This window comes from Streptomyces sp. NBC_01017 (assembly GCF_045162795.1).
GTDB classification, from domain to species: domain Bacteria; phylum Actinomycetota; class Actinomycetes; order Streptomycetales; family Streptomycetaceae; genus Streptomyces; species Streptomyces machairae.
Window position 1 is genome coordinate 8,708,691 of sequence record NZ_CP108683.1, and the last position, 21,927, is coordinate 8,730,617.

14 protein-coding genes are annotated in these 21,927 nt (G+C 70.8%); 10 read left to right on the forward strand and 4 right to left on the reverse strand.

The window, feature by feature from the left end; all coding sequences use genetic code 11:
* Nucleotides 1-66: 66 nt before the first annotated feature.
* Nucleotides 67-1,365, reverse strand: a complete 1,299-nt coding sequence (locus OG331_RS40025; RefSeq protein ID WP_406206044.1) for an MFS transporter — start codon at nucleotides 1,363-1,365, stop codon at nucleotides 67-69.
* Between the two features lie 149 nt (nucleotides 1,366-1,514).
* Here OG331_RS40025 and OG331_RS40030 point away from each other — a divergent pair, with 149 nt between their 5' ends.
* The 5 genes from OG331_RS40030 (at nucleotide 1,515) to OG331_RS40050 (ending at nucleotide 10,171) form a co-directional block, all read left to right on the forward strand.
* Nucleotides 1,515-2,219 carry a GntR family transcriptional regulator gene (locus OG331_RS40030; RefSeq protein ID WP_406206047.1) on the forward strand — a complete coding sequence of 235 codons (705 nt, stop codon included), beginning with the start codon at nucleotides 1,515-1,517 and terminating at the stop codon, nucleotides 2,217-2,219.
* A gap of 195 nt (nucleotides 2,220-2,414) precedes the next feature.
* Nucleotides 2,415-3,941: a hypothetical protein gene (locus tag OG331_RS40035; RefSeq protein ID WP_406206050.1), complete on the forward strand. Its 1,527-nt coding sequence runs from the start codon at nucleotides 2,415-2,417 to the stop codon at nucleotides 3,939-3,941.
* Nucleotides 3,942-3,972: 31 nt separating this feature from the next.
* The gene (locus OG331_RS40040) at nucleotides 3,973-4,854 is read left to right on the forward strand and encodes a hypothetical protein (RefSeq protein WP_406206053.1); all 882 of its coding nucleotides are present in this window, start codon (nucleotides 3,973-3,975) and stop codon (nucleotides 4,852-4,854) included.
* Nucleotides 4,855-4,970: 116 nt separating this feature from the next.
* A complete protein-coding gene (locus OG331_RS40045; RefSeq protein ID WP_406206055.1) occupies nucleotides 4,971-9,677 on the forward strand; it encodes a hypothetical protein in 4,707 nt (1,568 codons plus the stop codon).
* 101 nt (nucleotides 9,678-9,778) lie between these two features.
* Nucleotides 9,779-10,171 carry a hypothetical protein gene (locus OG331_RS40050; RefSeq protein WP_406206058.1) on the forward strand — a complete coding sequence of 131 codons (393 nt, stop codon included), beginning with the start codon at nucleotides 9,779-9,781 and terminating at the stop codon, nucleotides 10,169-10,171.
* An 83-nt stretch (nucleotides 10,172-10,254) separates the two neighbouring features.
* Here OG331_RS40050 and OG331_RS40055 read toward each other — a convergent pair whose 3' ends face one another.
* Nucleotides 10,255-10,833, reverse strand: a complete 579-nt coding sequence (locus tag OG331_RS40055) for a hypothetical protein (RefSeq protein ID WP_406206061.1) — start codon at nucleotides 10,831-10,833, stop codon at nucleotides 10,255-10,257.
* 380 nt (nucleotides 10,834-11,213) lie between these two features.
* On the opposite strand from OG331_RS40055, the gene OG331_RS40060 reads away from it, so the two are divergent.
* From OG331_RS40060 to OG331_RS40080, 5 genes are read left to right on the forward strand one after another with little or no spacing between them, the layout of a single operon-like run.
* The gene (locus OG331_RS40060; protein WP_406206064.1) at nucleotides 11,214-14,063 is read left to right on the forward strand and encodes a nitrate- and nitrite sensing domain-containing protein; all 2,850 of its coding nucleotides are present in this window, start codon (nucleotides 11,214-11,216) and stop codon (nucleotides 14,061-14,063) included.
* Nucleotides 14,060-14,497 carry a roadblock/LC7 domain-containing protein gene (locus OG331_RS40065; protein ID WP_062704455.1) on the forward strand — a complete coding sequence of 146 codons (438 nt, stop codon included), beginning with the start codon at nucleotides 14,060-14,062 and terminating at the stop codon, nucleotides 14,495-14,497. Before OG331_RS40060 ends, OG331_RS40065 begins: the two co-directional genes overlap by 4 nt.
* 9 nt (nucleotides 14,498-14,506) lie before the next feature.
* A complete protein-coding gene (locus OG331_RS40070) occupies nucleotides 14,507-14,902 on the forward strand; it encodes a DUF742 domain-containing protein (protein WP_406206068.1) in 396 nt (131 codons plus the stop codon).
* A gap of 24 nt (nucleotides 14,903-14,926) precedes the next feature.
* Nucleotides 14,927-18,577, forward strand: a complete 3,651-nt coding sequence (locus OG331_RS40075) for a hydantoinase B/oxoprolinase family protein (RefSeq protein ID WP_406206071.1) — start codon at nucleotides 14,927-14,929, stop codon at nucleotides 18,575-18,577.
* Entirely contained in the window at nucleotides 18,558-19,163 is a 606-nt protein-coding gene (locus OG331_RS40080) for an ATP/GTP-binding protein (protein WP_126389958.1), read from the forward strand. The genes OG331_RS40075 and OG331_RS40080 overlap by 20 nt, the downstream gene beginning before the upstream one ends.
* Before the next feature lie 119 nt (nucleotides 19,164-19,282).
* On the opposite strand, the gene glpK is transcribed toward OG331_RS40080, so the two are convergent.
* Both glpK and OG331_RS40090 read right to left on the reverse strand, forming a co-directional pair.
* The gene (glpK, locus tag OG331_RS40085; RefSeq protein WP_406206075.1) at nucleotides 19,283-20,803 is read right to left on the reverse strand and encodes a glycerol kinase GlpK; all 1,521 of its coding nucleotides are present in this window, start codon (nucleotides 20,801-20,803) and stop codon (nucleotides 19,283-19,285) included.
* A 19-nt stretch (nucleotides 20,804-20,822) separates the two neighbouring features.
* Entirely contained in the window at nucleotides 20,823-21,620 is a 798-nt protein-coding gene (locus OG331_RS40090; protein ID WP_328882981.1) for an MIP/aquaporin family protein, read from the reverse strand.
* Nucleotides 21,621-21,927: the final 307 nt, after the last annotated feature.

Genomic DNA, 21,927 nt, shown 5'->3' on the forward strand with positions numbered 1-21,927 from the left:
TCCGGCCTTCTTCGCGGGTGAGCGGCCGGCCCTCTTCGAGGGCGGGCGGACGGTCCTCCGTACGGTTCACGCCAGCTCCTTCCCGCGCGTCTCGGGCAGCCCGAGCAGGGCCAGTGCGGCGATGCCGTAGCCGATCGCGCCGAAGACCAGCGCGCCGCCCACGCCCCAGCTGTCGGCCAGGAAGCCGACCGTGGTGGGGAAGATGGCGCCCACCGCGCGGCCGGTGTTGTACGTGAAGCCCTGTCCCGTGCCGCGCACCGCCGTCGGGTACAGCTCGCTCAGGTAGGACCCGAAGCCGCTGAAGATCGCCGACATGCAGAACCCGAGCGGGAAACCGAGCACCAGGAGCAGGGTGTTGGAGCCACTGGGGATGTTCGCGTACGCCAGGATGCAGACGGCCGACAGCAGCGCGAACAGCCAGATGTTGCGCCGACGGCCCAGCCGGTCGGTGAGGTAACCGCCGGTGAGGTAACCGATGAAGGCGCCCGAGATCAGGAACGTCAGATAGCCGCCCGTACCGACGACCGACAGGTCGCGCTCGGTCTTGAGGTAGGTCGGCACCCAGGTGGCGAGGGTGTAGTAGCCGCCCTGGACGCCCGTGGAGAGCAGTCCGGCGAAGATCGTCGTACGCAGCAGCCCGGGCTTGAAGATGGCCGCGAACGAACCCTTCTGGGTGCTCTGTTCACGTACGGCGACGGCCTCGGGGGCGTCCTGCACCCGGCGCCGCATCCAGATGACGAGCAGCGCGGGCAGTGCGCCGGTCCAGAACATCACGCGCCAGGCCAGGTCGTCGTCGACGAGCGAGAAGACGACGGTGTACATGATCGCGGCCAGAGCCCACCCGACGGCCCACGAGCTCTGGATCGCGCCGAGCGTGCGGCCACGGTGCTTGGCGCTCGCGTACTCGGCGACCAGGATCGCGCCGACCGCCCATTCGCCGCCGAAGCCGAGGCCCTGGAGGGCGCGGAAGACCAGCAGCCACTCGTAGTTGGGGGCGAACCCGCAGGCGACGGTGAAGATCGCGTACGTGATGACCGTGATCATCAGCGCCTTGACCCGGCCTATCCGGTCGGCGAGCACGCCGGCGAGCGCGCCGCCGATCGCGGAGACCACGAGCGTGACGGTGGTGAAGAGGCCGGTCTGGCCGCTGTCCAGGCCGAAGTACGCGGCCAGCGCGACCATGCTCAACGGAAGCGTGAAGTAGTCGTACGAATCCAGGGCATAGCCGCCGAAAGCGCCCGCGAAGGCGCGGCGGCCGCGCGGGCCGAGGGCGCGCAGCCAGCCGAACGCGCCGTCGTCGTCGGCGCGTTCGGCGGTGGTGGCCTGGGTGTCTTTCAGAGCCTGCGGTGGAGGGGTCGTGCTCATGGGCACCTCGCAGAGAGGGGACGGGGGTGCGGAACTGAGCCGAACGGAGCTGAACTGAGCTGAACGGTGAGCAGCAAGGTAGAGGATCGTTGAACGATCCTTCAATACCCCTGTTGTTTCGTTCTCGGGTCTGCGGTTGAATTCCGGGCATGGCAGAGCAGCTGGGCGGACTGGCCGACGACCGTGCCCTCCTGGGTCGTACGAGCACGGCGGAGCGGGTCTCGGACATCCTCAGAAGCCGCATCGCCGAGGGCTACTTCGCGCCCGGCACCCGGCTGTCGGAGGACAGCATCGGAGGGGCGCTGGGTGTGTCCCGCAACACACTGCGCGAGGCGTTTCGGCTGCTCACCCATGAACGGCTCCTCGTCCACGAGCTGAACCGGGGCGTGTTCGTGCGGGTCCTGACGGTGGAGGACGTCGAGGACATCTACCGCACCCGTCGCCTCGTCGAGTGCGCCGTCGTCCGCGGGCTCGGCGAACCGCCGTACCTCCTGGAGGGGCCCGCCGAAGCCGTCGCCGAGGGGCAGCGCGCGGTGCGTGAAGGTGACTGGAAAGGGCTGGGGACGGCCAACATCCACTTCCACCGCGAACTGGTGGCGCTCGCGGGCAGCGAACGCACCGACGAACTCATGCGCAGCGTCTTCGCCGAGCTGCGGCTCGCGTTCCACGTCGTCGACGATCCGCACCGGCTGCACGAGCCGTACCTCGCACGCAACCAGCAGATCCTCCGGGCCCTGGAAGCAGGGGACCGGAGCGGGGCCGAGAAGATGCTCGCGGTCTATCTCGAGGACTCGCTGGAGCGGGTGGTCGAGGTGTACCGGCGGCGGGTGGGGGAGGGTGAAACACTCGCCTAGGTGAAGCCCTTGCTCACGGGGCTCTGCCGGTATGTGGCTGAAGGCGCGGGGCCGAGTCGACATGCGCCGCCGCCGCGACGGCACGCCCCGCCTCCATCGTCCCGCGGACGAGGATGACCATGGTCGCCCGGCCATCGCAGGGGGCGATCGGCGTCGTTTGGGTCGTTGTCAGACCTAGGACCTAGTCTGTGCATCGTGACTTCACCCGCATCGACGGACCGTGTTCCGCCCCAGCTCAGCGCGGGGCCGCGCCCCGCTCCGGGCCCGGCCGCCGACGAGGGGCTGGCGCGACGGCTGCGTGCGCTCGCCTGCACCGCGCCGCTGCACGACCTCGATGCGCGCAAGGCCAACCTCGCCGGGGAGTACTCGGTGTACGGCATGGCGGAGGTGGCGCTCGCCGCCATCGACCTGGTCACACTGAACATGGACTTCGACACGGGAGCCGACCACGACCAGATAGTCGCCAGGCTCATCCCCCGCATCGCCGCCCAGGCCCCGCGGCGCCCCGTCGCCGAGCACGAGCGAGTGGCCCGCTGGGTCCTGGAGAACCTGATCAATGTCGGCAGCGTGGACCGCGGCTTTCGTGCCGTTTACGGCACGTTCGCGCCGGACGGCAGCTATGTCCGCCGTGACTATGACTTCAAGCTGATCGAGGAGGTGCCGGGCCCTGGCGGCACGGTGTATCTCCGTACGACCGACGAGGCGGTCAACGTCCTCGTCGGCGCCCTCGACACCGACGTCACCAGCGCCCAGATCGCCGCCGAGGTCAAGCTCGAAGTGCTGATCAACCGCGGCCGGCTCGCCGACGCCCAGCTGGCCGCCGAGCAGGCCCGGTACCGGACCGTGCAGTACTCGGAGACGCTCCGCAGGGCCCTGGACGCGACCCGGCGCAACGTCCGGGCGGTCGACTGGCTGAACACCGTGCCGGACATGATCGCCGAGGCGCTCGACCATGTCGCCGACCGGTACCGCCATGAGAACGCGATCCTGACCAACATCCGCAAGGCGCGCGACGAGACCGAGGACCCCGAGCACAAGCGCCGTGCGGCCGAGCTCGTCGACATCGTCAAGGACTGCATCCGACGCCACACCCAGCTGCAGTCCCGCCTGCTGGAGGCCGGGCCGCTGTTCCGCGCCGAGCAGGACCGGCAGGCCTTCGCAACGCCGATGACGACATCGGGGGTCGACCTGTACGGCCATCTCGTCGCCCCTGTCCTGCCGTTGCCCCTGGAGCAGTCCGTCCGGGTCACGGACGCCTTCTTCGCGTGCGGGACCGGGCTGCGTACGCCGGTGTCGGTCCGGGTGGGTGATCTCGTCGACATACTGCTGACGCCGCCCGTGGAGCGGGAGCACCTGGGCGCCGAGATGCCCGAGCCCGACCTCATCGCGACACCGGACGACAGCCGGTTCAGCGAGGAGCAGTTGGCCTCGGCGATGGAGCTGCTGGACCTGCCGGCCGACGCCCCGCGCAGGCTGTCGGGGCTGTTGGCCCAGGCGCGTCGGCAGGATCCCGAGCTGCCGTACCTGGTGGCTCTGTTGGCGGTCCACGCGGCCAGTCCGCCGGTCGGTACGGCCTACCGGCAGGGCGAGGAGAAGCTGCTGTTCGCCGTGGACGACGGGACGGAGCTGGAGGATCCCGAGTTCGGCGGCGCCGACCTGATCGTGGGGACGGCCCTGCTGGACGCGGCCGGGATGGCGGCGGACAGGACGGAAGCAGCATGAGTGAGCAACAGCGCAGCAAGGAGCCCGGACCGTGAGCGAGCACGCCGAGTGGAGTGACACCGAGGCCCCGGCCCCGTCGGCGACCGCCGCCGTGACTCCCGCCGACGCGGCCGACGCGGCCCGGCTGGTCGCCTTCGGGCTGCAGCCGAAGTTGCAGCCCGCGCGCGATCAGGAGTACACGGAGCTGCTGCGGCGGTACCGGGAAGACCCGCCGTTCGCCCGGCTCGCGGACGCCGTGGCCGCCGGGCTCGGGCTGGTGGTGCTGGAGGTGTCCCCGCGCGCGGGGATGGCCGTCACGGCCGCCGAGGACTCCGTGTTCGCCGTCCGCATGGGCGACTACGCGCGTCGTACGTCGGCCGACGGCAGCGACCGCTTCCTGCACGGGCTGGCCCATCTCGCCATCGCTGCCATGGCGTTCCCGCGGCCCGAGGACCTGGCCGACGACGGCTACATCGGGCGCGTGACGGTCAATGGCGTCGACGCCTTCGTCCGGCAGGCCTGCCGCCGGCTGGAGGAGCGCGCGGCCGAGCAGGGGGAGAACACCGACCCCGCCACGGACGCGCCCGGCCTGGAGGCCGCCTGGCGCATCTGGGTGAGACGCAGCGCGACCGGCGCCACCAAGGACGCACGCAGACTCGCCGGTTCGACGACCGGCATCGTCGGCAAGGCGGCCGCGTTTCTCACCGACTCAGGATTTCTCCAGCGGACGGGCGACGACAGCGGCGGCACCTTCCGGACGACCGCCCGTTACCAACTTCAAGTCCGTGACATGGCGGGCAGCGCCGCCATGGCCGAACTGCTGGAGCTGGGCGTGGTCCCGGTCACCGACGGCACACCGACGCTGCTGCCCGCCGAGAACACGGACGACCTGGAGCTGGTGGCCGACGCCGGGCTGCCGTTCCACTCCGCCTGAATCTCCGAACCGGTCTGAATCTCCGAACCGGTCTGAATCTCTGATCCACCTGAATCTCCGATTCCGTCCGAAGCCCCGAACTTCCCCGATCTGACGAAGACTTACGAGAGTCCGCCATGTACGAGCTGTCCCGGGTCCGCCTCTACTCCATCGGGCCGGCCGGTGCGCGCTACGCCGACACCGTGCTTGACCTGCGCGGTGTCGGCGAGCCCGTCCCCGATCCCGCGCCCATGCAGGCGGAGTTCTTCGAGGAGGAGCCCACCGGACCGCCGCGCCGGCCCGCTCCCGCGGGGGTGCTCTTCCTGGAGAACGGCGGCGGCAAGTCGGTCCTCCTCAAGCTGATCTTCTCTGTGATGCTGCCGGGCCACCGCAACACCCTCGGCGGCGCCAGCTCCGGCGTGCTGCGCAAGTTCCTGCTCGCCGACGACTGCGGGCATGTCGCGCTGGAGTGGCAGCACACGCTCACCGGCGAGTGCGTCGTGGTCGGCAAGGCCAGCGAGTGGCGCGGGCGCCAGGTCTCCAACGACCCGCGGAAGTTCGCCGAGGCCTGGTACTCCTTCCGCCCGGGACCCGGGCTGAGCCTGGACAACCTGCCCGTCGCCGAGTCCACCGCCGTGCGGCCGCCCGCCGAGGGCCAGTCGGGCGCGCGGGGCCGGCGGCGCACGATGAAGGGCTTCCGGGACGCCATCACGGAGGCGGGCAAGGCGTATCCGCATCTGGAGGTGCACTGGGAGGAGATCCACGACCGCTGGATCGAGCACCTCGGCGACCTCGGTCTCGACCCCGAACTCTTCCGCTACCAGCGGGAGATGAACGCCGACGAGGGTGAGGCGGCCGGCCTCTTCGCGGTCAAGAAGGACTCCGACTTCACCGACCTGCTGCTGCGGGCCGTGACGGATACGCGCGACACCGACGGCCTCGCCGACCTGGTCGGCGGCTTCGGCAACAAGCTGGGCCGGCGGGCCGAGCTGATCGCCGAGCGGGACTTCACCGCCGGTTCCGTCGACCTGCTCGGGCAGATCGTCGAGGTCGCCGAGGCCCGCTCTCGCGCGCGTGACATCCACGCCGGGGCCGAGCGGCGCACCCGGACCCTGGCCAGGCGACTGTCCGCGCGGGGTGTTCAGGAGCGCGTGCGGGCCGGCGACCTCGCCCAGCGGGTCACCGCCGCCGCCTCCGCCGTCACCCACGCCGAGGCGGGCCGGGACCGCAGCGCGCTGATCGCGGCCGAACTGGCCTACCGGCACGCCTCGCTGGCCCTCGCGGCTGCCGAGAAGTCGGCGGCGGCACAGAAGCGCGAGCTCGCCGACGCCCGCACGCTGCACTCGGCCTGGCAGGGTGCCGAGGCCGTCCTGCGACACCGCGCCGCCGCCGACCGCGTCGCGCGCGTGGCCACCGCCATCCAGGAGGCCGAGCGCGACGCGGCGCCCGCCCTGGCCGCCCGCGCCAAGGCCGCCGTCGATCTCGTACGGGCCCTGCACGCGGCCGCGGAGAGAGCCGAGACCCTCGCCAACGAGGGGGAGGAGCGGTCCGCCGCCCTCCAGGAGGTCAGCGAGTCCGCGTACCGGGACTCCACCGCCGCCGCCACCGAGGCGCAGCGCGCCCGCAGTGAGGTCGGGCATCTGCGCCAGCGGCTGTCCGAGGTGGAGCAGGAGACCGCCGAGGCCGTGCGGGCCGGCTGGCTCGACGACAGCGCGCCCGACGCCGACCCGGCGCGCGCGGCCCTTGCGGCGAGCGACGCCGAGAAGACGGCCGTCGCGGCCTGGGACACCGCCCGCGAGGCCTCCCGGCGTGCTTCGGAACACGCGCGCGAGGCGGCCTCGGCCGAGTCCCGCGCCGAACTGACGGCGGCCCGCGCGGCGGACGCGGCAGCCGCCGCGGAGCGTTCCTACGACGCCGAGCGCCGTCTCGCCGAGGGACTCGCGGCGGAGGAACGGCTCGCGGAACTGATCGGCCTGACCGGCGAGTCGGGCGCGAAGCGCCGCGCCGCTCTTGCTCCCGGAGCCGTTCCCGCTCCCCGCGCGGGTGACGACGGCGAGGGAAGCACGGCCGCGCAGAACGCCGCGGAGGCGGTCGCCCATGCCTCGGTCGACGAAGGCGCCCTCACGCCGGAGGAACTGGACCGGTTCGCCGACGAGTTGCGCGAGCTGCTCGACGACAGCGTCTCCACCGCCGAGCGGCAGCTGTTCGAGCTGCGTACGGCCGCCGCCGACGACTCCCGGATCCTGGGCGCGCTCGGTGACGGCGGGCTGCTGCCGCCCGGCCCGGACGTGCTGGCCACCGTGGAGTTCCTCGGCGAGCAGGGCATCCCGGCCCTGCCGGGCTGGCGTTACCTCGCGCAGGCGGTCGACCCGGCCGACCACGCGCGTGTGCTGGCCGCCCGCCCCGAACTGGTCGACGGCGTGATCATCACCGACCCCGCCACGCACGCGCGTGCCCGCGAGGTGCTGAGCGACGCCGCGCTGCTGCCCCGGTCCGCCGTGGCCGTCGGCACCGCAGCCGCCCTGCTCGCCCCGACTCCGGCACCGGATTCCCCGAGCGGCGCCTCTCCTGACGTCTTCCTCGTGCCGCCGAACCCCGCCATGCACGACGAGCACGCCGCCGACGAGGAACGACAGGCGCTGCGCGCGCGGGCCACCGAGCGGGACGAGGAGATCCGCGCCCTCGCCGCACGGCTCGGCAAGGACCGGGAACTGGCGGCGCGCCTCGCCTCGTGGCGGACCGGCTGCCCGGCCGGCCGACTGGTCGAGCTGGCGCAGGCGGCCCGGGACGCGCGCGCGTTCGCCGAGGAGTCCGAGGCGGAACTGGCCGAGGCGCGGACCGTGCGGACCGAGGCCGACGAAGCCGCCGCCGAGGCCGCGCAGGTCCGCGACGAGCGGCAGGAGGCCGCCCAGAAGGCGCGGCGAGCCGCCGACGCCCTGGCCGGGCTGGCGTTCCGACTGCGCGAGCGGGCCGGCTGGCAGGTCAAGTTGCGCGAACTCGCCGACGAGGCCACCGAATCCGAGGCCCGCGCGCAGACCTGCCTGGAGCGCGCTCGCGCCGCCGACGAGGACCGTCGCGCCGCCCAGCGCGCCGCCGACGACGCGCGCCGCACCGCGCGTGCCCTGCGGGCCGAGCGATCGGAGATCGCGGGCGCCCCCGACGATGTGCCGGACACCGACGCGGAAGCCCTGAGGGGGTCCCTGCCCGCGCTGCGCGAGGCATACCGGGCCGCCTCCCAGGTGTACGAGAAGGTCGGCGTCGGCGCCGATCTGCGCGCCGAGCAGGCCCGCGCGGAGAGCGACGAGAGCGCGGCACGCGCGGAACTGGACCGGCTCAGCAACAAGGTCCGCACCCGGGCCGAACAGCTCCTTGAGTCGACCGACGGCTCCGACGGGCCCTCCCGGCAGGCGGCTGCCTCACGCGCGGAGGAACTCGTCCAGCTCCTGGAGACCCGGATGTCCAGCGCGAGCGAGCAGCTCGGGCGGTTTCGCGGCGAGGCCGAACGGCACGCGCCCGAGGACGGCGAGACCCACACCGACCTCTCCGAGGAACTCCAGCCGCGTGACGCCGAGCACGCGCAGGCCTTGCTGCGTACGACGACCGCCGAACTCGCCTCCCGCACCGAGGCGTTGACACAGGCCCGCGAGGCGCACGCAGAGCTCCTCGACGCCCACCGCGCCGCCGAGGACGCGGCCGGCGGATTCGACGAGATCGCCGCAATGCTGCGCGACCTGCTGCGAGAGCACACCTCGGACGAGGAGCAGGAGGCGCCGGAGCCGTACCCCGGCAGCCCTGAGGAGGCCAGGCACTCCGCCGCCGAGGCCCGCCGGTCGTTGCGCGGCTGCGCCGCAGATCTCTCCGCCGCCGAGGCCGCCGTCCGCGAGGCGAGCGACGTGCTCGTACGGCACGCCAACTCCACGCGCTACGAACAGGTCCGCACACCGGCCCGCCAGCAGATCCGCGAACTGCCCGCCTCCGCACTGCCCGAACACGCGCAGAAGTGGGCGGACGCCTTCGCGCCCCGACTCCGCGTGCTCACCGACGAGTTGGCCCAGCTGGAACGGAACCGGGACTCCATCGTGGACCGCCTGCGCGGCCTGGTCGAGTCGGCGCTGACGACGCTGCGGTCCGCGCAGCGGCTGTCCCGCCTGCCCGAGGGCCTAGGCGAGTGGTCCGGACAGGAGTTCCTGCGCATCCGATTCGAGGAGCCCGACCAGGCCACCCTCACGGAACGACTCGGCGAGGTCGTCGACGAGGCCACGCGCGCGGCGGTGAAGAAGAACTCGGACTTGCGGCGGGACGGCATGTCCCTGCTCCTGCGCGGCGTTGCGGCGGCGCTTCAGCCCAAGGGTGTCGCCGTCGAGATCCTCAAGCCGGACGCCGTGCTGCGTGCCGAGCGGGTGCCCGTCGGACAGATGGGCGACGTGTTCTCCGGCGGCCAGCTGCTGACGGCGGCCATCGCCCTGTACTGCACGATGGCCGCCCTGCGGTCGAACGACCGGGGCCGGGACAAGCACCGCCACGCCGGCACGCTGTTCCTGGACAACCCCATCGGACGCGCCAACGCCACCTACCTCCTGGAGCTGCAGCGAGCCGTCTCGGACGCCCTCGGCGTCCAACTCCTCTACACGACCGGCCTGTTCGACACGACCGCCCTGGCCGAGTTCCCGCTGGTCATCCGACTGCGCAACGACGCCGACCTCAGGGCGGGCCTGAAGTACATCAGCGTGGAGGAACATCTTCGCCCGGGATTGCCGCACCAGCCCCGGGCGGGGGAGGCGGTGCGCAGCGAGATCACGGCCACGCGGATGTTCAAACGCCCGGCGGCGCCTGCGGCCCCCTAGCTCCAAGGCCGGAACCGGAAAAGCAGCGGTGAACTCCCTTTCCTCTCAGGTAGGTTCAGGCAATCGATCAGTTGTCCGAAGAGAGGAACCTTGCCTTGCGCATGACCTACCGTCGTCTGACGACTGTCCTTGGTACGGCTGCGGCCTCCGCATCGGTGCTTGTCCTGGGAACCGCCCCGGCGCAGGCCGCCGGCAACATCTTCGACGCCTACAACGCGATCAGCTCGCCGAGTGCGAAGACCGAGTTCGCCGAGGACGGCGAGACTCTCTCCGCGCTCGACTTGAAGCGTGACGGCCACGGCGTCGCCGCCCAGTGGCGCTACAACTCGAGCTCCGCCACCCACTCCTACTACCACGGCGGCGGCTACGCCACCGTCGGGAAGTGGAACCTGTCCTTCGCGGAGGGCACAACCCTGCAGATTCGTGCCTGCCTCCAGGACACGTCCAGCGGGACCCCGTACAGCTGCGGCGGCTGGGAGTACGCCAGGGCCTGACCCTCACAAGTCGGTGAACGGGCGGGCCCTCGGGCCCGCCGCTTTCTTGTTCGCGGGCCACTGCTCGTCTGCGTCGGCTACCGCTAAGGGTGCGACAACTGCCCCGTCCCGCCCTGCCGGCGTATGCGCTCCTGAGCCCGCTCCGCAGCGCGCGCCTGCCGTCGTGCCCTGCGCCGCTCGCGCCGCAGGGACCGGGCTGTGCTGCTGGGTGCCGACACTACGCCGTTGCGCTGGTTCCACACCTGGCGCGTCACCCAGACGTCGAGCGCGGCCCACGTCGCCACCACGGTGCTCGTCACGCTGCTGATAACCATCGGGAACGCCAGCCAAGAGCCCGCCAGCGTGCACAGAAACGCCACCATTGCCTGGATCAGCGTCAAGGCGATGATCAGAACGGCTCGGACCGCGGCCGTGCGCACCGGATCGGGCATCCGGCGCCGCCGCGCGGGCTCCTCGATCCACAACGGCTGGTAATGCGGCTGATCCTGAGCCGCGGCACTCCCGGCGGTCCCGCCTCCGAGTGCTGGAATGTCGCGATCCAGTGCCTCGGGGTCCTGTCGCGCTGCCCGGCGTGCCGCCTCGCCGTCCTCAGGCGCCACGTGCCGCTCCACCGTGCCCGTCACCGTCTCACTCCCCACCGTCAGCAGACCGCTCGCCCGCATCCGAAGACTCAGCTCCCCAGCGGTTGCCCGGCTTGCGCTGTTTTACGCTGCCCGGGGGCTGGATGCGGCTCCTGTGGCCCAATCCGTCCCCATTTCCCGTAGAGAAGGACGATCGGCGCGTCCTGAAGATTCCCAAGGAAGGTAGATTTCCGGCCAACTGGCCGGACAGACCGGCCTGATCCGCCCTCCGGGGCGCCCCGGGTTTGCGGGAGGCAATCTCCCGCAATGGCCGGACAACTCCGCATGTCTCGTCACCGGTGCGGAAGTTCAGATTCCGGATCTCTCTTCGAGTTACGTGTGCGTCGGTAGTAGGCTCGCGCCGATTGTTGACGCACATGTGTGCCCCCCTGACCGGGTGGGGGTTTGAGCTGGGGGAGGCCATGCGCTTTCGCGGGACGTCGATCCGCCGGAAGATGGTGGCGCTGCTTCTCGTGCCGCTGGTGTCCCTCACCGCGATCTGGGGTTTCGCCACGGTAATCACGGGGCGGGGTGCGGCGCAGCTCTTCACGGTGTCGGCACTCGTCGAGAAGATCGGCTACTCCACCGAGGACGCCGTCCGCGTCCTGCAGCAGGAACGCCGCCAGGCACTGGTCTATCTCGCCGACCGCCGGGCCTCGGACGCGCTGTCCGCACTGCGGGTCACCCGCAACGCGACCGACGCCGCCGTCGCCGAGATCCGCAAGAACGCCAAGGACCCCGACGTCCGCGACGGGCTGGACCAGGGCGACAGCGAGCGCCTCACCGCCGTGCTGGACGCCTTCGACGGCATCAACCCCCTGCGTCGCAGCGTCGAGGACGGAACGGTGAGCCGCGCCGACGCCCTCCACCAGTACAACCTTCTCGTGGACCCCTGCTACACCCTCCTGGCCTCCCTCGACGGCGTCGACAACGTGGCGATGGACAAGCAGGCCCGCGCCCTTCTCAACGTCACCCGCGCCCGCGAACTGCTCTCCCGCGAGGACGCGTTGCTCAGTTCCGCCCTCGTGGTCGGCAAGCTCTCCGGCGACGAGATACGCGACGTCTCCGATCTCGTAGCCCAGCGCACGCTCATGTACGAGGTCAGCCTGACGGACCTGCCCTCGGCCGAGCGCGCCCGCTTCGAACGCTTCTGGAAGAACGCCTCCACCGCTCCGCTGCGAGTCGCCGAACAGGACGTCATCTCCTCCCAGCCGGGCAGGCCCAGCACGGTCGACGCAAAGCGCTGGGACACCGTCGCCGGCAGCGTCCTCGATGAGCTCAGCAAACTCAACGACGAGGCGGGCGCCCGCTATCAGGACCGCGTCAGCCCCGTCGCGATGAGTGTCATCGTCAAGGCGGCCGTCGCCGGCGTCCTCGGTCTGCTCGCCCTGCTGTTCTCCCTCTTCCTCTCCGTGCGCATCGGCCGCAGTCTCGTCCGCGACCTGCGGCAGCTGCGTCTGGATGCCCACGAGGCCTCGGGCGTACGACTGCCCAGCGTGATGCGCCGCCTCTCCGCCGGAGAACAGGTCGACGTGGAGACCGAGGTCCCCCGTCTGGAGTACGACAGGAACGAGATCGGCGAGGTCGGACACGCCCTCAACACCCTGCAGCGCGCCGCCGTCGAGGCCGCCGTCAAGCAGGCCGAACTGCGCGCCGGGGTCTCCGAGGTCTTCGTCAACCTCGCCCGCCGCAGTCAGGTCCTCCTCCACAAGCAGCTCACCCTGCTCGACACCATGGAACGCCGGACCGAGGACACCGACGAACTCGCCGACCTGTTCCGCCTGGACCACCTGACCACCCGTATGCGTCGGCACGCCGAGGGCCTGGTGATCCTCTCCGGCGCCGCCCCTTCCCGGCAGTGGCGCAAGCCCGTGCAGCTCATGGACGTCGTGCGCGCCGCGGTCGCCGAGGTCGAGGACTACGAGCGCATCGAGGTCCGCCGCCTGCCCCGCGTCGCCGTCACGGGCCCGGCCGTCGCAGACATCACCCACCTCGTGGCCGAACTCCTGGAGAACGCCACGGTGTTCTCCCCGCCGCACACCGCCGTCCAGGTTCTGGGCGAGCGGGTCGCCAACGGCTTCACCCTGGAGATCCACGACCGAGGCCTGGGGATGGCGGCCGACGTGCTGCTGGACGCCAACCTCCGACTGGCCGAGACACCCGAGTTCGAGCTGTCCGACACCGACCGGCTCGGCCTGTTCGTCGTCAGCCGGCTCGCCCAGCGGCAGAACGTCCGGGTCTCGCTGCAGCCGTCGCCGTACGGCGGCACCACGGCCGTCGTGTTCATCCCCGACGCGCTGCTCACCGACGACGTCCCGGACACCAACGGCATCGGTTTCCGTCTCGACCGGCCCACGCCATCCAAGGAGGCCGAGCTGGAGGAGCCGCGCCGGGCCGCACTCTCCCAGGTGCCTGCCCGCATGCCCGGCCTGCCCGCCGCGCTGCTTGACGGCCCGGTCGAGCTTGAGGCCCCGGTCGATCTCGACGCCCTCAGTGACTTCCCGGACGCCCTCGGCGACGAGGACGGCGAACGCGGCGGCCTCTTCCGCCCACGTCGTACCCTCGCCCCCATGGAGGACGAAGCGACGGGCCCGCACGGCACACAGCACCCGGTCTCCGGTATCCACGGCGGACCGGACCACGCTGATCCGGACAAAGACCCGAGCGCGCCCGTCCCGCTGCCCCGCCGCGGGACGCCCAAGCTGGTCAGTTCCCACGGACGCCCGGTCACCGAGCAGCGCTCCCGGTGGGAGAAAGCAGACGCGGAATCGCCGACAGGCGCGACCCGTCCGCAGCCGAACGGCCTCGCTCCGCTGCCGTCCCGCCGCCGCGGTACGGGACCCCATGGCGAGGGAGCCGGCGCGCCCGACCGGGTCGGTGACCGTACCGACTCAGCGCCCTCCGCCGGGTACGACCACGGTGAACCGCCGGAGCCCCCGGCTCTCCCGAGGCGCACACGGCGTCCCGCGATCGCCTCGAGCGGCTCCGACTCCGCCCCGAACCCGACCGCCCCGCCCCAGGAGGCCGGCTCCGGCGCGGGAGCGCTGCCCCGGCGCGTACGCCAGGCCAGCCTGGCTCCGCAGCTCAAACAGGGCCCGGCACCACGCACCGAGGAGAAGCCGGAACTCGCCGAGCGGGACGCGGACGAGGTCCGCAGCCGAATGGCCTCCCTCCAGCGCGGCTGGCAGCGCGGCCGCCAGGAGAACGCCGCGGGCGACGACGCCCACAGCGGCACAGCACCACAACGAACGACTAAGGGGGACGGTCGATGACCGCACCGAAGGCGACCGGCCACACCGCGACCAACCAGTCCGGAGAGCTCAACTGGCTCCTCGACGACCTGGTGGACCGGGTCGCCAGCATCCGCAAGGCCCTCGTGCTCTCCGGCGACGGCCTGCCGACGGGGGTGTCCAAGGACCTGACCCGCGAGGACAGCGAGCACCTGGCCGCCGTCGCGTCCGGCTTCCACAGCCTTGCCAAGGGCGTGGGCCGCCACTTCGAGGCGGGCAACGTCCGGCAGACCGTCGTCGAGCTCGATGACGCCTTCCTGTTCGTGACGGCCGCCGGTGACGGCAGCTGCCTCGCGGTGCTCTCGGACGCCGACTCCGACGTCGGTCTGGTCGCGTACGAGATGACCCTCCTGGTCAAGCGTGTCGGCGTGCATCTGGGTACCGCTCCGCGCACCGATCTGCCCGCGGGCGGGTAGTGGGATGGCATGAGCGCTGACGGTCAGGGAAGAAGCCACTGGTTCGACGACGAGGCCGGACCGGTCGTCCGTCCGTACGCCATGACGCGCGGCCGCACCTCCAGTGCGGCCCAGCACCGCCTCGATCTGATCGCGGTGGTCGTCGCGGAACCGCAGGCGGACGATCCGGAAGCGGACTCGACACTGTCCCCGGAACACGTGGACATCGTCGGACTCTGCCGTGACGCCCCGCAGTCCGTGGCCGAACTCTCCGCCGAGCTCGATCTGCCCATCGGCGTCGTACGGGTCCTCGTCGGAGATCTCGTGGACTCGGAATTCGTCCATGTGAACCGGCCGGTACCGCCTGCCGAGCTGGTGGACGAGAGTATTCTGCGCGACGTGATCAACGGCCTGCGGGCGCTGTGAGCGGCGCGGAAGCGGGGTAGTGACGTGACTGGCTGGCAGTTCTGGGTCGACCGAGGCGGCACCTTCACGGACATCGTCGCGCGACGCCCGGACGGCCGTCTGCTGACGCACAAGCTGCTGTCGGAGAATCCGGCGCGATACTCCGACGCGGCCGTGGCGGGCGTGAGTCAACTGCTGGACGGCTCCGAGGACCCCATCGAGGCCGTCCGCATGGGCACCACGGTCGCCACCAATGCCCTCCTCGAGCGCAAGGGCGAGCGGACCCTGCTCGTCATCACCAGCGGCTTCCGCGACGCCCTGCGCATCGCCTACCAGAACCGCCCGCGCATCTTCGCCCGCCGCATCGAGCTGCCCGAGCTGCTGTACGAACGGGTCATCGAGGTCGACGAGCGCATCGCGGCCGACGGCACCCTCCTGCACGCTCCCGACCTGGACGCCCTCGCCGGCCCCTTCCAGGAGGCGTACGACGACGGGATCCGCGCCGTCGCCGTGGTCTGCATGCACAGCCACCTCCACCCCGCGCACGAGCAGGCCGTCGGAGAGCTCGCCGCCCGCATCGGCTTCCCGCAGATCTCGCTGTCCAGCGAGGTCAGCCCGCTGATGAAGCTGGTCCCGCGCGGGGACACCGCCGTCGTCGACGCCTACCTCTCGCCCGTCCTGCGCCGCTATGTCCAGCACGTCGCCGACGAACTCGAAGGCGTGCGGCTGATGTTCATGCAGTCCAACGGCGGCCTCGCCGAAGCCGGACAGTTCCGCGGCAAGGACGCCATCCTCTCCGGGCCCGCCGGCGGCATCGTCGGCATGGCCCGCATGTCGCAGCTCGCCGGCTTCGACCGCGTCATCGGCTTCGACATGGGCGGTACGTCGACCGACGTCTCGCATTTCGCGGGCGAGTACGAACGCGTCTTCACCACACAGATCGCCGGTGTCAGGCTGCGCGCGCCCATGCTGGACATCCACACCGTCGCGGCCGGCGGTGGCTCGGTCCTCCATTTCGACGGGTCCCGCTACCGCGTAGGGCCGGACTCGGCGGGCGCGGACCCGGGCCCTGCCTGCTACCGGGGCGGCGGGCCGCTCGCTGTCACCGACGCCAACGTCATGCTCGGCCGCATCCAACCCGCCCACTTTCCCCAGGTGTTCGGACCCGACGGGGACCAGCCCCTCGACGACGCCCTCGTCCGTGAGCGCTTCACCGCCCTCACGAACGAGATCCGCGAGCAGACCGGCGACGACCGAACGCCCGAGCAGGTCGCCGAGGGCTACCTGCAGATCGCGGTCGCCAACATCGCCAACGCCGTGAAGCGGATCTCCGTCCAGAAGGGCCACGACGTCACCCGCTACACCCTCACCACCTTTGGCGGCGCGGGCGGCCAGCACGCGTGCATGGTCGCCGACTCGCTCGGCATCCGCACGGTCCTCGTGCCTCCCATGGCCGGCGTCCTCTCCGCGCTCGGCATCGGCCTCGCCGACACGACGGCCATGCGCGAACAATCCGTTGAGGCACCCCTGCAGGCCGCCTCGATGCCCGGGATCCTGAAGACGGCCGACGACCTGGAAGCTGTCGCCCGCACCGAACTCCTCGACGAGGACATCCCCGAGGACCGCGTCCAGGTCACCCGCCGCGCCCAACTCCGCTACGACGGCACCGACACCACCCTCACCGTCGAGCTCACCGAGCCCGACGCGATGAGGCACGCCTTCGAAGAACGTCATCGCGCCACGTACTCCTTCACCCTCGACCGCCCGATCGTCGTCGAAGCCCTCTCCGTCGAAGCCACCGGCATCACCGAACCCCCTGATCTCTCCGCTCTCGCCCCTCACGAAGCCGCCCCTGAAGGCAGCCCGGCCACCCCGGGAACCGTCCCCCTCCACACGGGCGGCACCTGGCGCGACGTACCCCTCCACCGCCGAGAACACCTGCCTCCCGGCGAAACCGTCACCGGCCCGGCGATCATCACCGAGGCCAGTGCGACGACCGTCGTCGACGACGGCTGGCAAGCCGCGACGACCGACGACGGGCATCTGGTCATGGAACGCGCGGCGATTACACAGAGTTCCGACCTCGACACGAAAGCGGACCCGGTTCTCCTCGAGGTCTTCAACAACCTCTTCATGTCCATCGCCGAACAGATGGGCGCCCGCCTCGAATCCACCGCCCAGTCCGTCAACATCAAGGAACGCCTGGACTTCTCCTGCGCGCTCTTCGACCCGGACGGAAACCTGGTGGCCAACGCCCCGCACATCCCCGTTCACCTGGGCTCGATGGGCACGAGTGTCCAAGAGGTGATCCGTCGCCGGGGCTCCCGGATGCGCCCCGGCGACACCTACGCCGTCAACGACCCGTACCACGGCGGCACCCACCTGCCCGACGTCACCGTGATCACCCCGGTCTTCGACACGGCAAGCCCGACGAACACGGAGGGTGAGCCGGAGATCCTCTTCTACGTCGCCTCACGCGGCCACCACGCCGAGATCGGCGGCATCGCCCCCGGCTCCATGCCCGCCAACAGCCGCACCATCGACGAGGAGGGAATCCTCTTCGACAACTGGCTGCTCGCCGAGAACGGCCGGTTCCGCGAGGAGGAGACCCTCAGCCTGCTCACCCAGGCGCCCTACCCGTCGCGCAACCCCCAGACCAACCTCGCCGATCTGCGCGCCCAGATCGCCGCCAACCGGAAGGGCGTCGAAGAAGTCGCCCGGATGATCGACAACTTCGGCCTCGACGTCGTCCAGGCGTACATGAGGCACGTCCAGGACAATGCGGAGGAAGCGGTACGCAGGGTCATCGACGCCCTGGACGACGGTGAGTACGCCTACGAGACCGACTCCGGGGCGATCATCCGGGTACGCGTGCGCGTGGACCGCGAGAACCGCTGCGCCACGGTCGACTTCACCGGCACGTCCCCGCAGCTGACCACGAACTTCAACGCCCCCTTCTCGGTCGTCAACGCGGCTGTCCTGTACGTCTTCCGCACCCTCGTCGCCGACGACATCCCGCTCAACGACGGCTGCCTGCGCCCCCTCGACATCGTCGTGCCGCCCGGCTCCATGCTCGCCCCAAAACCCCCGGCAGCGGTCGTCGCGGGCAACGTGGAGACCTCCCAGGCCATCACCGGCGCCCTCTACGCCGCGCTCGGCGTCCAGGCCGAGGGCTCCGGCACCATGAACAACGTCACCTTCGGCAACGAACGGCATCAGTACTACGAGACCGTGGCCTCCGGGTCCGGAGCGGGCGACGGGTTCCCCGGCGCACCCGTCGTCCAGACCCATATGACCAACTCGCGGCTCACCGATCCCGAAGTGCTGGAGTGGCGACTGCCGGTACAGCTCGACGAGTTCGCCGTACGGCGCGGCAGTGGCGGGGCCGGGCAGTGGTCCGGCGGGGACGGCGCCGTGCGCCGCATCCGCTTCCACGAGCCCATGACCGTCTCCACCCTCTCCCAGCACCGCAGGGTCCCGCCGTACGGCATGGCGGGCGGCGAACCCGGCGCGCTGGGAGCCAACCGCGTCGAGCACGCGGACGGCACGGTCACCGCGCTCGGCGCGAGCGACTCGGCCGACGTCGGAGCCGACGACGTACTCGTCATCGAAACCCCTGGCGGCGGAGGCTACGGCCCACCGTCGCGCGACCCCCATCAAGCAGGAGAAGAGATCGATGATCTTCGGGCGTTCTGAGCGCGGGAAGCCTCCGGTCGAGCCCGTCACGCTCAAGATCCTGGTGGCCGGCGGCTTCGGCGTGGGCAAGACCACCCTCGTCGGCGCGGTCAGCGAGATCAGGCCACTGCGTACCGAGGAACTGCTCACGGAGGCCGGACGGCCGGTCGACGACACGAGCGGTGTCGAAGGCAAGCGCACCACCACCGTCGCCATGGACTTCGGGCGCATCACCCTGCGCGAGGACCTGGTGCTGTACCTCTTCGGCACGCCCGGCCAGGAGCGGTTCTGGTTCATGTGGGACGAGCTGTCCGAGGGTGCGCTCGGTGCCGTCGTGCTCGCCGACACCCGGCGTCTCGAGGACTGCTTCGCGGCCGTCGACTACTTCGAGCGGCGCTCCATACCCTTCCTCGTCGGCGTCAACTGCTTCGAGGGAGCCGACCGTTACCCGGCGGAGGCCATCCGGCAGGCCCTCGATCTCGACGACGGCGTACCGCTGCTGCTGTGCGACGCCCGCGACCGGGAGTCCGTCAAGGAGATCCTCATCGGTGTCGTCCAGCACGCGATGGCCTACCAGGCCGACCGCCGGCAGACCGTGACCACCTGACGCCCGCAGGACGGGCACGGCCCGTACCCCCGCCGACCGGGGTACGAGCCGTGGGTCATGGCGGCTCGCGCGTGCCTCACGCCGAGTGCACGCACGCGTGGACCGCTTCGGAGGCGCGGTCAGCTCTCGTCGTCCTCCAGCCAGCCGAAGCTCTTCTCCACCGCCTTGCGCCAGTTGTGGTACTCGCGGTCCCGCTCCTGTGCGGTCATGGACGGCGTCCACTCGACGTCCTTCGCCCAGTGCGCCTTGAGCTCGTCCAGGTCGTTCCACACGCCGGTGGCCAGCCCCGCCGCGTAAGCGGCGCCCAGGCAGGTCGTCTCGGAGATCTTGGGCCGGATCACCGGCACGTCGAGCACGTCCGCCTGATGCTGCATGAGCAGGTTGTTCTTCGTCATGCCGCCGTCGACCTTGAGGGTCGTGATCTGCACGCCGGAGTCCTGGTACATGGCGTCCACGACCTCGCGCGTCTGCCAGCTCGTCGCCTCCAGCACCGCGCGCGCGAGGTGCGCCTTGGTGACGTACCGCGTCAGTCCGGTGACCACTCCGCGCGCGTCGGAACGCCAGTACGGCGCGAAGAGGCCGGAGAAGGCGGGCACGATGTACGCGCCGCCGTTGTCCTCGACGCTCGCCGCAAGGGGCTCGATGTCGTCGGCGGTGCTGATGATGCCGAGCTGGTCGCGGAACCACTGGACCAGCGCGCCCGTTATGGCTATTGCCCCCTCCAGGCAGTACACGGGCGCTTCGCTGCCGATCTTGTAGCCCATCGTCGTCAGCAGCCCGCTCTTCGACGGCACAGGTCGGTTGCCGGTGTTGAGCAGCAGGAAGCTGCCCGTGCCGTAGGTGTTCTTCGCGGTGCCGACGTCGTAGCAGGCCTGCCCGAACACGGCCGCCTGCTGGTCGCCCAGGGCCGAGGCGACCGGCACCCCGGCCAGCTGACCGACGGCGGTCCCGTACACCTCCGAGGACGACTTGATCTCCGGGAGGACGGCTTCGGGGACGTTCATGGCGGACAGGATGGAGGGGTCCCACTGGAGGGTCTCGAGGTTCATCAGCATCGTGCGTCCGGCGTTCGTCACGTCGGTGACGTGCTGCCCGCCGTCCGTGCCGCCCGTGAGATTCCAGATCAGCCAGGAGTCGATGGTGCCGAAGGCGATCTCGCCGCGCTCGGCGCGGTCCCGGAGACCGGGCACGTTGTCCAGCAGCCAGGCAGCCTTGGGCCCGGAGAAGTAGCTGGCCAGCGGCAGCCCGGTCTGCTCACGGAATCGATCCTGGCCGTCGGAACCCCCCAGCTGGTTGCACAGCGCCGCCGTACGGGTGTCCTGCCACACGATCGCGTTGTGCACCGGCTTGCCCGTCGCGCGGTCCCACAGAACCGTCGTCTCGCGCTGGTTGGTGATCCCCAGCGCGCTGAGCTGGTCGGCACGCAGGCCGGCCTTGGCTATCGCGCCGGCGACCACCGCCTGCACCTTGGACCAGATCTCGGTGGCGTCGTGCTCCACCCACCCGGGCTTGGGGAAGATCTGGCGGTGCTCGCGTTGGTCGACGGCGACGATGGCGCCGCTCTGATTGAAGACGATGCAGCGGCTGGAGGTGGTGCCCTGGTCGATTGCGGCGACGTACTTTTCGGCGTTGTCCGTCATGGCTACCCCTTGGGCTGATTCAGAAGGCTGCGTTGTAGATGAGGCCACCGAGCAGGCCGCCGATCAGTGGACCGACCACCGGGATCCACGAGTAGCCCCAGTCGGACGTGCCCTTGTTCGGGATCGGCAGGAAGGTGTGGATGATGCGCGGTCCGAGGTCACGTGCCGGGTTGATGGCGTACCCGGTCGGGCCACCCAGGGAGAGGCCGATGCCGACGACCAGCAGTGAGACGAGCAGGATCGCGATGCCGGAGCCGTAGATGCCGTCGGCCTGACCCGCGATCTGTCCGATGCCGATGCCCTCGACGTGCCTGTTGTTGCCGACCAGCGCCAGGATGGGCAGCACCAGGGCGATGGTGGCGAGGATCTCGGTGATCAGGTTGGCGATCGGGTTCCGGATCTCCGGGATCGTGGAGAAGATGCCGAGGGTCGGAACTGGTTCGTCCGCCGTGCCTTCTGTGGTGCCCGTCTGCCGTACGTTGGCTTGGAACTGGGCGTAGTACGTGAGGTAGCACAGCACTGCGCCGATCATGGCGCCGGTGATCTGGCCGAGCAGATAGACCCAGACCTTGTCCCAGACGCCGGTGTCGACGGCGAGACCGAAGGTGACGGCCGGGTTGATCACACCGCCGGAGAGCGGAGCAGCGGTGTAGGCGCCCGCCAGCACACCGAAGCCCCAGCCGAACGCGATCACCACCCAGCCGGCGGCGCGTGCCTTGGAGAATCTCAGAGTGACTGCGGCGCAGACGCCGGCGCCGAACAGGATCAGGATCGCCGTCCCGATCATCTCGCCGACGAATATGTCTCCGTTGGTCATGGCGGCTCCTTGGCCGTGGCCCGGGGTGATCGACCCCGAACCTCCGTGCAGGGTGCGTTTCCCTTGGCTACTTCAGCCGAAGGCAGGGAAGGGTCCCGCGCCCCGCCCGGCGTCCGTGACGAGCGTGCCGTCGCAGCCGACTCGCCCGTGGGGAAAAGGGCTCTGGTCGAGGCGCAACCGCGCGGTGCAGTGCGTGGATACGCCGAGAATGTACGGCGATGTCGACTGACACCGGGAAGTGTTCACCGGCGTCCAGGGGGCGTCAAGGTCGCGGACGCCAACGGTTCAGGGCGTGCCCACGGTCACG

Bases quoted from the DNA above. Each gene is read 5' to 3' on its own strand.
- OG331_RS40025 (WP_406206044.1), bottom strand. From the start codon at position 1,365: ATGAGCACGACCCCTCCACCGCAGGCTCTGAAAGACACCCAGGCCACC.
- OG331_RS40030 (WP_406206047.1), top strand. From the start codon at position 1,515: ATGGCAGAGCAGCTGGGCGGACTGGCCGACGACCGTGCCCTCCTGGGT.
- OG331_RS40045 (WP_406206055.1), top strand. From the start codon at position 4,971: ATGTACGAGCTGTCCCGGGTCCGCCTCTACTCCATCGGGCCGGCCGGT.
- OG331_RS40050 (WP_406206058.1), top strand. From the start codon at position 9,779: ATGACCTACCGTCGTCTGACGACTGTCCTTGGTACGGCTGCGGCCTCC.
- OG331_RS40055 (WP_406206061.1), bottom strand. From the start codon at position 10,833: ATGCGGGCGAGCGGTCTGCTGACGGTGGGGAGTGAGACGGTGACGGGC.
- OG331_RS40060 (WP_406206064.1), top strand. From the start codon at position 11,214: ATGCGCTTTCGCGGGACGTCGATCCGCCGGAAGATGGTGGCGCTGCTT.
- OG331_RS40065 (WP_062704455.1), top strand. From the start codon at position 14,060: ATGACCGCACCGAAGGCGACCGGCCACACCGCGACCAACCAGTCCGGA.
- OG331_RS40070 (WP_406206068.1), top strand. From the start codon at position 14,507: ATGAGCGCTGACGGTCAGGGAAGAAGCCACTGGTTCGACGACGAGGCC.
- OG331_RS40080 (WP_126389958.1), top strand. From the start codon at position 18,558: ATGATCTTCGGGCGTTCTGAGCGCGGGAAGCCTCCGGTCGAGCCCGTC.
- glpK (WP_406206075.1), bottom strand. From the start codon at position 20,803: ATGACGGACAACGCCGAAAAGTACGTCGCCGCAATCGACCAGGGCACC.
- OG331_RS40090 (WP_328882981.1), bottom strand. From the start codon at position 21,620: ATGACCAACGGAGACATATTCGTCGGCGAGATGATCGGGACGGCGATC.